Raw genomic sequence first — 13,038 nt, 5'->3', positions numbered from 1 at the left:
CGAAACAGAACCCCCGTTACGCGTTTTTCAAATACGCTTTCTTCCTTTTTACACAGTTTACTTTGACAAATCTTCGCTTAGCCAGCGTACCTCGTAAGGTCCCAGCTGCTGAGAAAAATAGTTTTCGTAAGTTTTACCTGTCAGCAAATCCTTGCTTTCTTTTGCCCAGGCATCAATTTTTACGTTTGCCGGACGTTCACTGAAGTTTACAACAACATGAATTGTTCCGCGTCGGAAAGCAAATACAGCAGGATCCTGTACGTCGTAGAAGGCAATTTCTGTACCGCCAAGCATTTTTTCCTGCTTACGAAGTTTAATCACCTTCTTCAGGAATTCATTTACTTCTTTCTGAGGAGCAAGCAGCTTTGCCTTCCAATCAGTTTTAATTCGGTGAACCCAGCGGGAATCTTCCTTTTGTTCATCGCGTTCACGGTAAGAATAGTCGTTGAAAACTGCCTTTTCATCATTTGCATACAAAAGCGGAATACCAGGAAGCGCAAAGAGGAAGGCATACATCATCTTAAGACGTGCAACTGCCATCTTTTCCAGAAGTTCATTATTGAAGGTTTCAGCCTGTTCAAGACCTGCCAGACTTGCCATTGTACCGCAGATTCGGCAGTCACCCGTTGTAGGGTTAAGCTGGAAAGGCTCACCTGCCGCAAAAGTTCCCTCGTAGCGGCCTGTGAAGAAACGATTTAAGAACTGACGGTGGGCAAAACCATTAATTCCAAGGCTGGAAGAATCTTCATCACTGAAAGTCCAGCCAATATCATCATGACAGCGGATATAATTTACCCAGGTACAATCGCCCGGAATATACCAGCGTTTTTTTAGAGAAAGATTTAATAAACGTGTGTCGCGGGTAGCAACCGTTGACCACAAAAGTGCCATCTGCAGCGGATTATAGCTCAGTGCACATTCATCTTTGTGAATATACTGAACAACCTGGTCTGGATGAACAATCGCTTCGCTCTTGAAAACAAGAGAAGGACAGGCAATGCGTGCTACATACTGGAAAGCCTTAATAAGGGTATGGGCCTTTGGAAGACTTTCGCAAACTGTACCCTTTTCCTTCCAAACAAAGGCAAGAGCATCAAGACGAAGTACATCTACACCAAGATTAGCAATTGCAAGCATTTCCTCGCACATGGCAAGGAAAACTTCCGGGTTGGAATAGTTCAAATCCCACTGGAAGGAATTGAAGGTTGTCCACACCCAGATATCCTGTTTTTCAAGATAAGTAAAAGAGCCTCGGCGCACGGTTGGGAAAATCTCGCGTAAATTGCGGTTCCAGTCGTCAACTTCAGCCTTATCCTTGTACATGTAATAATAATTCATGTACTTTTCTTCACCTTTTTTAGCTTTAAGTGCCCATTCATGCTCATCACTTGTGTGATTGAAGACAAAATCCAATACCAGACGGATTCCTTTTTTGTGGAATTCTTCTGCTACAAATTTCAAATCTTCAATTGTTCCAAGTCGAGGCTGAACCTTGCGGTAAGAAGAAATGGCATAACCACCATCATTTTCTCCCTTAGGGCAGTCAAAAAGCGGCATAAGGTGCACATAATTAACACCCAGCTCTTCAAAATACGGGATTTTTTCTACAAGCGCACGTAAATTTCCAGCAAAGAGATCAACATAGAGCATCATTCCCACTGTTTTTTCGCTCTGATACCAGAGATTTTTTCCGTCCGCTGCTTCTTTATCAAGCCTTAAAAGAGACTTATCACGAGCTTTGTTTGCGTCTGACATGATTTTTTCCAGACGATTCAAAATCTGATAAAAATCCCAGCGTTTTCCGTACAGGCTAAAAAGCAGCTCTGTCAGATTTGCCATATTTTGTTCAAATTGAGTGTTATACATATAAAACCCTTTTCTTGTGTCTTATTAACCTTTTACAGATCCAGCCAAAAGTCCGCGTACAAAGAATTTCTGCAATCCCAAGAATACACAAAGTGGAAGAATCAAAGAAACGAAAGCACCGGCAGTAAGAAGATGCCAGTCTGTACCTCGTGTTCCGGCCATGTTCATAAGGCGTACAGTTACAACTTCAAGAGTCTGACCGGCTCCACCGCGGGCACCACTAAGGAATACCAGGGCAACAAGCATATCATTCCAAACCCAGATGAACTGGAAAATTGCGAATGAAGCAATTGCAGGTACAGAAAGCGGCAGAATCAGGCGGACAAATGTTGTAAAGTGACTTGCACCATCAATAAATGCCGATTCAAGAATAGAACGAGGCAGGCTGGAAATATAGTTGAACATCATGTAAGTAGCCAGAGGAAGACCAAAACCCGCATGTGCCAGCCAGATACCCAGGTAAGAACCGTTCAAACCGATCTTATTGTAATCGCGCAGAATAGGAATCAAAGAAATCTGAAGAGGAACTACCAGCAAAGCGATAATCATTGCAAGAAGAACTCCACGTCCCTTGAAGTTAAGCCATGCAAAACCGTAAGCAGCTGCAGCAGCAATAAAAATCGGGATGATTACGGCAGGAACAGTTACTGTAATTGAAGAAAGGAAGGCGCTGAGCATTGTAGCACCACGGATTGCGCTTGTACCGCCGCCTGCATTTCCTACGCTGTAGCGCTGTCCAAGAAGAACCTGGTTATAGTTATCCAAAGTAAACTGCTTGAGGGTAGAAAAAGCCTTCCACCAGCCAGTTGAGTTTGTAGCATCTGCAGTTCTGAAAGATGTAATGAAAATTCCGATTGTAGGAATAGTCCACATCAGACAAATCAAAACAAGAACAGATGTAATTATAATTCCATTTAATGATATTTTAGTTTCCTTATCCTTCATCATTTGAATACCTCCTTATCCTTGAATTCCTTGAGGTTATAGTAAATTACAGGGCTTACGGCAATCAAAATCAAAATAGCGATAGCCGAACCGCGTCCGTAATGCAGGAATTTGAACATCTGTTTGTACTGCTGAGAAGCAAGAACTTCTGTTCCGTACAAACCGTTTGTCATAGAGAATACGATATCGAAACACTTAAGGGCTGCAAGGAAAATTGTTGTAGAAACACTGATAAGTGATGAACGGATATTAGGAATGATAATCTGAACAAGGATTCTGAATTCGCCTGCACCGTCAATTCGGGCAGCTTCAATCATATCTTCTGGAACGGCCTTCAAAGCGGCAGAAAGAACAACAAGGGCAAAACCTGTCTGAAGCCATACGAAGATTACAATAAGGAATAAGCTGTTCCAAGGGGCTTTACCCAGCCAGTTCTGAGGCTGTCCTCCCAAAGTAACAACAATTGAGTTCAAAAGACCAATCTGCTCACTTCCAACCGGGCGGAAAGCATACATAAACTTAAAGATTACGCCGGCGCCTACCATTGAAATAGCCATCGGCAGGAAGATAAAAGTTTTAGCAGTTTTTTCAATATAACTTCTTTCAGCAAGGATTGCAGTAATCAAGCCCACAAGAACACTAAATCCGGTTCCGAAGAAGAGCCAGATTACAGTATTTCTGATAGAAGTAAGCATTGTTTTATCAGTAAAAAGATATTTGTAGTTGTCAAACCATACAAAATGCTCTGATTTCTTATCCATAAAACTGAGTCCCAGGGAACGTACAGTCGGAATAAGAAGATACCATGCCATAATCAGAACAGCAGGTCCAATAAAAATATAAGGAACAATCTTGTTATAAATCTTAGTATTAAAATTCTGAGCAATAAGGTTCAGAGAATAAAACAAGAGTCCAACACTGGCAACGCCCCATACAACGGCAACAAAAGTTGTCAGGAGCTGATTTAAAACATTGGCACGTAAGGCAAAAAATCCGCCCAGCATTACAAGCGCAGTGCAGCATACAACGCCAATGGTTTTTGTAATTCCAGATTTATCTGTCATACTTCCTCACTAAAATAAACCCGCGCACTGCGAGTAAATATTTGAAAAAAATCCCTGCTTGAATAACACCGTCAGCCAAGCAGGGAAGTACGTCGTGTCAAGGCACGCTTACGCTTAAAGCCTTGACATCGCCGTTTTTAGGGTTTGTAATAAACCCTAAATCAAAAAAGCAAATTTTAGGCTGCGTTAAAGTCACTTGAATATTTAGCAGAGCTAAATATTCAAGTGTTAGGTGGTTAGGTCAACTAGCAATTTTAGTTAGCCTTACGACCACCGACTTAGTTTGGCCAGCTTTCTTCAATGTTCTTAAGACATGTAGCAGCGTTTTCTGCACCAGAAACGTAGTTAACCATTCCTGTCCAGAATGTACCTGCACCAACTTCAGCTGGCATCAAGTCAGATGCGTCGAAGCGGAATACAGTAGCATTAACCAAAATCTTAGCGATTTCGCGTTCAAGGCTGTTACCATAATCATCAAAGTTCTGTGTTTTGTGTGGGAACAAAGCACCACCAATTCTTGCCCAAGGAGCACAAGCTTCCCAAGTTGTAAGGAATTCAAGGAATTCATCTACACCGGCTTTCTCGCTGAATTTAACGAACTGGTCACCACCACCAAGAACTGGTGTTCCCCATTTTGAATCAACAGCTGGAAGAGCGAACAATCCAACACGGTTTTCAAGATCAGCCTGAACATCTTCCTGCATAAATCCAGTAATGAAGTTACCCTGCATGTTCATCATAGCTTTTGGAGGGTTTTCATAGATAGGTTTTACAGAATCACCATAGTTGCTTGTAAGGATGTTTGTTGAACCACCGTAAACATATTTGTTGTTGAGCCAAATTTCTCCACAAGTATCCAAAGCCTTCTTTACAGCTGGATCGTTGAATGCAATCTGATGATTTACCCATTTGTCATATACATCAGGACCTGCAGTACGGAGCATCATGTTTTCAAGCCAGTCTGTTCCAGGCCAACCAGAAGCAGCACCAGATTCAAAACCAATTGTCCATGGAGTATCTCCATTAGCAACCATTTTTTCCATCAAAGCTTTGAGTTCCTGCCAGTTATTTGGAGCAGTATATCCTTTTGATTCCCAGTATGGCTTGTTGTACCAGACAAAGCTCTTAGCATTTACACGGTGGAAAACACCATAAGTTTTTCCATCATCAGCAGAACCGAGTTCCTTCCAAACTGGAGCATAGTTATTTTCAATAGCCTTAACTACGTTTGTTCCGAGCGGTTTAATATAACCTTTTGCAGCAAAGTTCTTCATCATACCTGGCTGTGGGAGAGCAGCGATATCAGGTGGAGTACCAGCTTCTGCCTGAACCTGAATCTGTGTTTCGAACTCAGGGCTTCCTTCGTAAACTACATTGTACTCTGGGTGTTTCTGATTGAAGAGTTTTACAATTTCTTCAAAGCGAGCCTGTTCCTCACCACGGAATGCACCAAAAACAAGAATAGTCTTGTCTGCTGCTTTTGCACTTGAACCTGCTTTCTTAGAACATCCCATAAAAGATGCCAGCAAAGCAGCGCCACATAAACCTGCAAGGGCTAATTTTTTCATAATCCGACCTCCTAAAATCTTGCGGATATATTTTTTAATATGTAAAGAACAGCCTTCCTCTGTTCATTCACTAACAAGTTGTATTCCTCTCCACCACGTGAAGCGGTAATTTAATCGAAATGGTAGACTTTTCCGGATTCGCAATGCGCTCCAGAATCTGCTGAGCCGCCTGTCTGCCCGATTCCTCCAGATGCTGATCAATTGAACTCAATCCTACATACTGCGAAATATCAATGTCATCAAAACCAAGGATTTTCAACTTTTCAGGACATTTAATTCCCTTCTGGCGGGCAAGATAAAAAAATCTGGTAGCAATCAAATCGCTGGAACAGAAAACACAGTCCAGGTCTTCCATCTGATTCAAATATGCATTAATTCCAACATCCAGCTTGTCTTCAGCAAATTCACCAAGCCAGATATTCTGAGGCGCAATATCAATTCCCTTAGAAGCAAAATATTTTTTGAAACCTGCAAGGCGGTCTTCAGTAGCAGGAACCGAATAATCAAGATAAGATTTTTCACCAATAAAACCAGGATTTCGGCAGCCAAGATTGTAAAAATACTCAGCAGCTGTCTTACCGCCCTTTTTGTTATCGATTACAATGCAGTCAAAATCGTCATAAACCTGCTCAACAAAACAAACCGGGAAACCCGCATTTTTAAGCATTTCCTGCATCTGCTCGTTAATCTGAACACAGAAAAGAATCAGGCCGTCCACACGTTTCTGCACAACAAGGCTGGTAACGTAATTGTTCAAATCAACCGCAGTACCAATAGAATAAATAACAAGCTCGTAGTGTTCAGGGGCAAGAACCTCCGCAACACCACGAAGCCGCTGCATAAACGACGGCTGAGTAAAAAACGGCGCAATTACTGCGATTTTTTTGTAGGTTTTTCGCGCATTGATTACAGCGTCAGCTTTAGGTACGAAATTCAATTCTTTTATCACATCAAGAACCAGCTGTCGTTTCTTTTCGCCAACTTTTTCCGGCGCATTCAGAACACGGCTAACCGTAGCAGGACTAACCCCCGCTTTTTCTGCGACATCATAAATTGTAACCTGGCTCGACTGAATCACTTTCTAAAACCTCAAAACACTGAAAACTGTCTCTGAAACCGCTTTCATGTTATTGATTTCATTTTAACCCGAATTCAATCTTTGTCAAATTTATTTTTACGAATTTTTGAAAATTTTATGAATTTCTTAGAAATATGGCGCCAGACTAACTTCCTACTCGCCTTCCGGGCGCCGCTACGCTTGGTCTTGCTTTGCAAGACTGGCTTCGCCACCCTCCAGCCTCGGGCGTAGTGCCCCTGGACATAAAAAAAGCGCTCTCCTAAGAGAACGCCTTCCTTAATTATCTGATATTTCCAGTCTTGCTTTTAAGTCGTAAAGCTTGTTTTTCAGCCTTCTTACTTCGTCCAGACTCTGCATGATTTTGCTGACCATGTAAACATCTGCAAATACCCCGTCAAAAAAGAAATCCGCAAAAGTAGCAAAATCACCAATCTGCATGCGGTAATCTGCCGGCAGCTGAATGCTTCCCAACACCTGCTGAAGGCGCTGCATAAGGTAATTTACGCTGTCCATTGCGTCACGGGCCTTACCCAGCTTGTGGTGCTTTATCATATCAACAATAAAACCGCCGCCCAGCACATCAAAAAAGCCCCAGTTCCGCGCGCTGGAAAGAGAACGCTCGGCCATCTCAACGTATTCAAGAATCTGATTTGTTAAATTTATTGCATCTAAAACCTGCATATCTGCCATAGCGAACTCCTGTTAATAAGTTACTAATAAACAAAGGCAGTTGTCAAATAAAAAAAGCTCCCGGTCGCGGTGCTTTTTTCCTAACAACAGTTCAGTTATAAAAAAAGCGCGGGCTTTAATTCCCGCGCTTCTTTCAAATTAAATGTAGTTCAATGGAGCACATTCTGGATCAACGTTTACAAGGTTGCAGTTTGGATGGAACCAGCCGATAATCGAAAAAGCGTTAAAAAGCAAGCCGAAAGGGTTGCTTTAGCTTTATCGATAGAAAGGCTCAGAGCAAGCTATGCTTGCGATGGTTTCATCCGTTCTATTACTGATTATGCCACTTCTTAAATACTAAAGAAGTATTAACTCCACCAAAGGCAAAGTTATTGCTCATAACGTATTCAGCATCAGCCTTAAGACCGTCGCCAGTAATGTAATTCAATGGCGCACATTCAGGATCCACGTTTACAAGGTTACAATTAGGATGGAACCAGCCTTCGTTCATCATGTGGATTGTAAGCCATGCTTCAACCGCACCACATGCACCAAGAATATGACCAATATAAGATTTTGTAGAAGAGATTGGAACATCGCGCTGGAATACCTTGTAAACAGCCTGGCTTTCAGAAATATCACCGTGGTGAGTACCTGTTCCGTGAGCGTTTACGTATGCAATCTGATCAGCAGTAATTCCTGCATCATCCAGAGCCATCTGCAAAGCAAATGCCTGAGTTTCAGCATTAGGGCTTGTGATGTGAGTTCCGTCCATGTTTGTACCAAATCCAGCAATTTCAGCATAGATTTTAGCACCGCGTTTTACAGCATGTTCAAGGTCTTCCAAAATCAAAGTACCAGAACCTTCACCAATTACAAGACCGTCGCGGTCTTTATCCCAGCATTTTGGAGTCTGCTCAGGAGTTTTGTTCATACAAGATGTAGCACCAAGAGTATCAAAAATTGCAGCGTCTGGAGCAGAAAGTTCCTCTGCACCACCGGCAATCATAATGTCCTGGCGTCCATCTTCAATTGCTTCGTAAGCATAACCGATTGACTGTGAACCAGAAGTACAAGCAGTATCAGTTACAATTACACGACCACGAATCTGATAGTAAACCGAAAGGTTACATGCGTTAGTCTGTGGCATAGCTTTGATGTAAGTCTGGCTGTTCAAGTGAGAAGAATCTCCAGTTCTCATCATTTCTGCAAGGTCACCAATGGCATCCATACTTCCCATACAGGTTCCGTAGGCAATACCAGTGCGTCCGTTTTTCAATTCTTCAATAACATCTTCACCGTCTTCAGTCAAAAGTCCGGCATCCTTCAAAGCTTCGCTGGTAGTTACAAGAGAAAGAAGAGCAACACGGCCCATACCACGAATCTTCTTGCGTGGAAATGATGGCAACTCTCCGTCATAAGGACAAGCCAGACGAGTGTTCATCTTTGTAAAACGTTCCCATTCAGGCATATATCTGATTTTATTTTTTCCAGCCTTCAGGTTTGCATAAGCAGTTTCCCAGTCACGTCCAAGACCAGAAATCATACTGCCGCCAGTAATAACAACACGTCTTTTTCCATTAGGTTTTGTAAAATTCATATCTATTCCTTCTAAAAAAAATTTACGAAATAAGTGTATTATCCCAAATTTACACAAATTTACTATAAAATGCAACGGACAGAAAAATTTCCATATTTTTCTGTCCGTTGCAAATAAAAATAGCGTTATTTTAAATCTAAGTTATAATAAAAGCATGGATACTGTAATAAAATCCAGTCCTCTTAAGAAAAGCATTACCGCCAGATGTATTTTTTTCGTCATCATTCTGGGGGCTATTGTCACTTTTGTAAATTATGAAGCTTTTCAAAGAAATATGAATGCCCGCAATCAAATTTATCTTACAGAAATCATAAACTTTGTTGAACAAAAAATAGATATTGATGATCTGGCAGAATGTACCCGAACCCTTACACAATCAGAAAAATTCAATGAATTATATAATCATATTAGAAATATCCAGAATAATTCCAACATTGATAACATTTATATTATTAATCCATTAAATGCTGATTCCACTAAAAATGCCATGTGCATTATAAACGGAATTTCAAAAACTAGACCCCGGGATAATCATGATAAGATTTATCATATTGGAGATATTTTCTATTCCACTTTTTCACGGGCGATGATAATAGAACTGATCTGGTCAAAAAAACATCCTAAGGGAATAGAATTCTATATGGAAAGAAACCATGCAAAATATGGCTCTTATTATACCGCTTACAAACCGCTTTTAGATTCTGATGGAGAAGTATTTGCCTTTTTATGTGTAGATATGTCTGTAAACGACATAAAAAATTCTATTAAAAATCATACAAGGCTTATTTTGATTTTGATTATCATCTGCGGTTTTGTTTTCTGTTATTCCTTCATCACATGGGGTCAGGTTTACATTGTAGAACCAGTAGAAAAACTGGAAAAAAGCGTTTCTGAATTCGCCCAGAAAAGTCATAATCAGGCAAATCCGAGTGAATTGATTTATAACAAGCCCGACATTCATACAAATAATGAAGTCGAATTCCTCTCTAATGCTGTCACAAAAATGACTTCTGATATCAAAAACTATGCCGAAAACCTGGTTGCTGCAGAAAATAAAGTTACCGACCTTAAAGAAAACGTTACAAAACTCAATGTTCTTGCTCATCAGGATTCACTTACCCATGTAAAAAACAAAACCGCCTACGATAAATATGTGGAAACTCTGAATGCAAAAATTAAGGGAGAAACCGCCCGCTTTGCAATTGTTATGATAGATTTGAATCACTTAAAAAAATTAAACGATACCTACGGTCACGAACGCGGAAACGACTATCTTACAGGTTCCTGCGCTATTATCTGTGATATTTACCAGCATTCGCCTGTTTTCAGAATCGGTGGTGATGAATTTGTTGTTGTTCTTGAGCGCCGCGATTATGATGAACGCGATAAGCTTTTCCAAAATCTAACTGAATTATTCGGAAATGAAAGTCTCTACGAAGGAAAAGAGCCCTGGCTCAAGTTTTCTGCTGCTGCAGGAATGGCAGTTTTTAATTCCGACACCGACACAAACGCCGAAGACGTCTTCAAAAAAGCCGATAAGATTATGTACGACAATAAGATTGCGATGCACGGGGTAAGAGATTAAGTCGAAGATGCAGAATTATTATAGGACAGATTATTAGAAAGAGGAATTATGTAAAAACTGACGCGAAGGTAAAATGTGCGCTGGCCGCATAGTCGGCCAGCGAGATGATTTTCATGTAGAAGCTAAAATGACCCGCTGTCGCAGCTCATTTTTTAACGGATTTTCGATTATCACGCCATGCGCTAGTCGCATGGCGAAGCGTTCTATCGATAATCCTAAAACGACCCGCTGTCGCAGCTCGTTTTTTAACGGATTTTCGATTATCGCTACATACCACCATCAATAACTAATGTCTGGCGAGTAATGTATCCGGCACCTTCGCTGAGAAGGAATACTGCAGCGCTGGCAATTTCTTCCGGCTTTCCTGCGCGGTTCATAGGAATAGTTCCCATAATCATTTCGTAAACCGCAGGATCAATTGCCTTAGTCATTTCAGTTTCAATTACACCAGGCGCAATTGCGTTACAGGTAATATTGCGGCGGGCAAGTTCAACAGCCAGAGCCTTAGTTGCACCAATAATTCCGGCTTTTGCAGCAGAATAGTTAGTCTGACCACGGTTTCCGTTTACACCGCTTACAGAAGAAACAGTAATAATACGTCCACCGCGCTTGTTTTTGCGGCTAGCCATTGGCAGAATCAGCGGATTCAAAACGTTATAGAAGCTGTCCAGGTTTGTGTGAATAACCTTGTCCCAGTCTTCACCGCTGAGTGCAGCAAAAGTATTATCACGGGTAATTCCCGCATTATTTACAACACCCCACAAAATTCCGTGGCGTGCAGTCAAATCATCAAGCTTTGCTTTACAGTCATCGCGGTTAGAAACATCAAACTGAATAAGTTCGCCCTGTCCGCCGGCAGCCTGAATCTGAGCCAAAGTTTCCTCAGCCTTCCCCTTGCTTCCGTTGTAATGACAAATTACATAATATCCGGCCTTAGCAGCCTCAACAGCAATCGCACGTCCAATTCCGCCCGATGCACCAGTTACCAGAACTTTTTTGTCTGCATTTACGTTTTCCATAAAATATTCTCCTTGGAGGTTCCCCTCGCTTCGCTCGGGTCGGGCTTTCCGCCGTTCCGCTATCGCTTCATACTTCGCGCCCTATGGTTGCTAAGTACGCTTCGCGCGGCTACAATCCCTAACCTATTCTAACAGTTTCTGTCTGAATACAAAAGTGTAATATGGCTCGTTCGGACTAGAAAATGGTTCATACAAGCCCTTTTCTACGAGCTCATATCCCCTGCGGAAGTACCAGTCGTAGTTGCAATCATGGTCGGTCCAGAGATACATATTCTTGTAGCCACGCTCTTTCAGTTCTTCCTTAAACTTTTCCAAAAGCGGAAATCCCGCGCCCTTCTGACAGCTGACAAAAAGTACCAGCTTAATATCCCCTTCCTTCATAAAAGCCGAAGTTTTATCATCCATCATGCCAAGATAAGATTTAGAAATCTTAAAGGAAGTTTTCATTTCTTCAGTAAGATTTTTCCCGCCGTCAGTCTGCTCTAAAACCCATTTATCAGCCTTTTCCAGCCCTTCAGTTGCATTAGCAGGCGCCGCAAAACAGGCAGCCAGAAAACGTCCGTCCTCGTCCGTAGCCTGAAGCGAATAAATCGAATCCCAGATATTATGCCTTACCGTATATTCCGCATAAAAACGCTTAAAAGCCATATCAGCATCCGGCGGCGACCAGTCCGGCGCAACAAGATCCAGTATGTGGGAGATATTTTTGTCCTCAAATTTTGAGTAAATCATCGTTAGTTCTCCAAATCCAATTCCATTACATCATAAAAATTACAACGCAAAGCCAGAGCCAGAGCATTTATTGCCTGCCCGCTCGCCTTATTTATATCTTTTGCCCCAATTTCATATTGCTGAAGGGTTCTTAAGTTCACACCAGAAAGTTCAGAAAGCTCTTTTTGTGTAAGTCCCGCCTCTTTTCGTAAACGATGAAGATTAGTTCCCTTTTTTGCTGAATTTCTTGCAATTATATTGTTCATAACTTCAAGAAATTTTTCTTCCGGCGCTTCGTGAAGAGGATGATACATCTGCACAATCCGACTGAATTTTATATTATCGCGGATTTTAGAAAAGCTTAATCCCGTATTCCACTGATAGTAAGCAAGAATCCAGCCTGCCCAATACTCCTGAGTTCGTGAATATAAAATTGAATCATCATTGGAAGTAACTTTTGGCTCAAAACCAATACGGTCAAAAATTGTAAGAGCCAGTTCCGTTCCAGAGCAGCCGCAAACAAAAAGAGGAGAACCTTCTTCTATTCCAGCTGCAACCTTAGAAGCCAGAAAAAAATCATAAAAATTATCTGCCCCAAGACCACAATCATTTACCGCAAAATGGCAGGCAAATCCAAGATTATTCTGAACATCAGAAAGAAAATACTTATTGTAAGCGTGAATCATCTGGTTTTACCTCCTGCAAAATTATGTCACGGATAAAAAGCCCGGAAATATCCGAGTTTTCAAGTGATGCAATATATTCTTTTTTTGCCTCTTCCATGCGTTTTTTACGCAGCGGAAAATATTTCTTTCCTTCCGCAAGTTCATAGCCCTTAAAAGAGATTCTTTCAAAAGCCTTTTCACTTTTTAACATTATCTGCTCGCCAAGTTTCCCCAGCTTCATAGCATTCTGTAACTGAGCATAAGAAAT

At 41.4% G+C, this 13,038-nt stretch carries 11 protein-coding genes and 1 pseudogene; 1 reads left to right on the top strand and 11 read right to left on the bottom strand.

Annotated elements, in window-relative coordinates:
- Positions 1-57: 57 nt before the first annotated feature.
- The 7 genes from MSI_RS04570 to MSI_RS04540 all read right to left on the bottom strand — a co-directional run bounded on the left by MSI_RS04570 (position 58) and on the right by MSI_RS04540 (position 8,790).
- Positions 58-1,866: an amylosucrase gene (locus tag MSI_RS04570; RefSeq protein WP_009104180.1), complete on the bottom strand. Its 1,809-nt coding sequence runs from the start codon at positions 1,864-1,866 to the stop codon at positions 58-60.
- A 24-nt stretch (positions 1,867-1,890) separates the two neighbouring features.
- The gene (locus MSI_RS04565) at positions 1,891-2,814 is read right to left on the bottom strand and encodes a carbohydrate ABC transporter permease (RefSeq protein ID WP_009104178.1); all 924 of its coding nucleotides are present in this window, start codon (positions 2,812-2,814) and stop codon (positions 1,891-1,893) included.
- Positions 2,811-3,875, bottom strand: coding sequence for a carbohydrate ABC transporter permease (locus MSI_RS04560; protein WP_009104176.1), 1,065 nt, complete (start codon positions 3,873-3,875; stop codon positions 2,811-2,813). Before MSI_RS04560 ends, MSI_RS04565 begins: the two co-directional genes overlap by 4 nt.
- Before the next feature lie 278 nt (positions 3,876-4,153).
- Entirely contained in the window at positions 4,154-5,443 is a 1,290-nt protein-coding gene (locus MSI_RS04555; protein ID WP_009104174.1) for an ABC transporter substrate-binding protein, read from the bottom strand.
- Between the two features lie 70 nt (positions 5,444-5,513).
- Positions 5,514-6,521 carry a LacI family DNA-binding transcriptional regulator gene (locus MSI_RS04550; protein ID WP_009104172.1) on the bottom strand — a complete coding sequence of 336 codons (1,008 nt, stop codon included), beginning with the start codon at positions 6,519-6,521 and terminating at the stop codon, positions 5,514-5,516.
- 276 nt (positions 6,522-6,797) lie between these two features.
- Entirely contained in the window at positions 6,798-7,211 is a 414-nt protein-coding gene (locus MSI_RS04545; RefSeq protein WP_009104170.1) for a hypothetical protein, read from the bottom strand.
- A 310-nt stretch (positions 7,212-7,521) separates the two neighbouring features.
- Positions 7,522-8,790 carry a beta-ketoacyl-ACP synthase gene (locus tag MSI_RS04540; protein WP_009104168.1) on the bottom strand — a complete coding sequence of 423 codons (1,269 nt, stop codon included), beginning with the start codon at positions 8,788-8,790 and terminating at the stop codon, positions 7,522-7,524.
- Positions 8,791-8,944: 154 nt separating this feature from the next.
- On the opposite strand from MSI_RS04540, the gene MSI_RS13850 reads away from it, so the two are divergent.
- Complete coding sequence (locus tag MSI_RS13850) at positions 8,945-10,375, top strand: diguanylate cyclase (protein ID WP_009104166.1); 1,431 nt, start codon at positions 8,945-8,947, stop codon at positions 10,373-10,375.
- 266 nt (positions 10,376-10,641) lie between these two features.
- Here the strand turns inward: MSI_RS13850 and fabG are convergent, their stop codons facing one another.
- The 4 genes and pseudogenes from fabG to MSI_RS14655 form a co-directional block, all read right to left on the bottom strand.
- Positions 10,642-11,394: a 3-oxoacyl-ACP reductase FabG gene (gene fabG, locus MSI_RS04530; RefSeq protein ID WP_009104164.1), complete on the bottom strand. Its 753-nt coding sequence runs from the start codon at positions 11,392-11,394 to the stop codon at positions 10,642-10,644.
- Positions 11,395-11,517: 123 nt separating this feature from the next.
- On the bottom strand, positions 11,518-12,126 hold the full coding sequence (locus MSI_RS04525; RefSeq protein ID WP_009104162.1) for a hypothetical protein: 609 nt from the start codon (positions 12,124-12,126) through the stop codon (positions 11,518-11,520).
- A 2-nt stretch (positions 12,127-12,128) separates the two neighbouring features.
- Positions 12,129-12,791, bottom strand: coding sequence for a helix-turn-helix domain-containing protein (locus tag MSI_RS04520; protein ID WP_009104160.1), 663 nt, complete (start codon positions 12,789-12,791; stop codon positions 12,129-12,131).
- Positions 12,772-13,038 (bottom strand): annotated as a pseudogene (locus MSI_RS14655) (DUF3990 domain-containing protein); the annotation flags it as partial. The gene MSI_RS04520 and the pseudogene MSI_RS14655, both read right to left, overlap by 20 nt.

The sequence above is a fragment of the Treponema sp. JC4 genome, from assembly GCF_000260795.1.
Classification (GTDB): Bacteria; Spirochaetota; Spirochaetia; order Treponematales; family Treponemataceae; genus Treponema_D.
The sequence above is the reverse complement of the archived record's forward strand: the minus strand, read 5'-3'. Positions and strand labels throughout refer to the sequence as shown.

What these genes read in the sequence shown, in the direction of transcription:
- MSI_RS04540 (WP_009104168.1), bottom strand. Translation starts at nt 8,790, where the DNA reads ATGAATTTTACAAAACCTAATGGAAAAAGACGTGTTGTTATTACTGGC.
- MSI_RS04560 (WP_009104176.1), bottom strand. Translation starts at nt 3,875, where the DNA reads ATGACAGATAAATCTGGAATTACAAAAACCATTGGCGTTGTATGCTGC.
- MSI_RS04565 (WP_009104178.1), bottom strand. Translation starts at nt 2,814, where the DNA reads ATGATGAAGGATAAGGAAACTAAAATATCATTAAATGGAATTATAATT.
- MSI_RS04525 (WP_009104162.1), bottom strand. Translation starts at nt 12,126, where the DNA reads ATGATTTACTCAAAATTTGAGGACAAAAATATCTCCCACATACTGGAT.
- fabG (WP_009104164.1), bottom strand. Translation starts at nt 11,394, where the DNA reads ATGGAAAACGTAAATGCAGACAAAAAAGTTCTGGTAACTGGTGCATCG.
- MSI_RS13850 (WP_009104166.1), top strand. Translation starts at nt 8,945, where the DNA reads ATGGATACTGTAATAAAATCCAGTCCTCTTAAGAAAAGCATTACCGCC.
- MSI_RS04545 (WP_009104170.1), bottom strand. Translation starts at nt 7,211, where the DNA reads ATGGCAGATATGCAGGTTTTAGATGCAATAAATTTAACAAATCAGATT.
- MSI_RS04570 (WP_009104180.1), bottom strand. Translation starts at nt 1,866, where the DNA reads ATGTATAACACTCAATTTGAACAAAATATGGCAAATCTGACAGAGCTG.
- MSI_RS04555 (WP_009104174.1), bottom strand. Translation starts at nt 5,443, where the DNA reads ATGAAAAAATTAGCCCTTGCAGGTTTATGTGGCGCTGCTTTGCTGGCA.
- MSI_RS04520 (WP_009104160.1), bottom strand. Translation starts at nt 12,791, where the DNA reads ATGATTCACGCTTACAATAAGTATTTTCTTTCTGATGTTCAGAATAAT.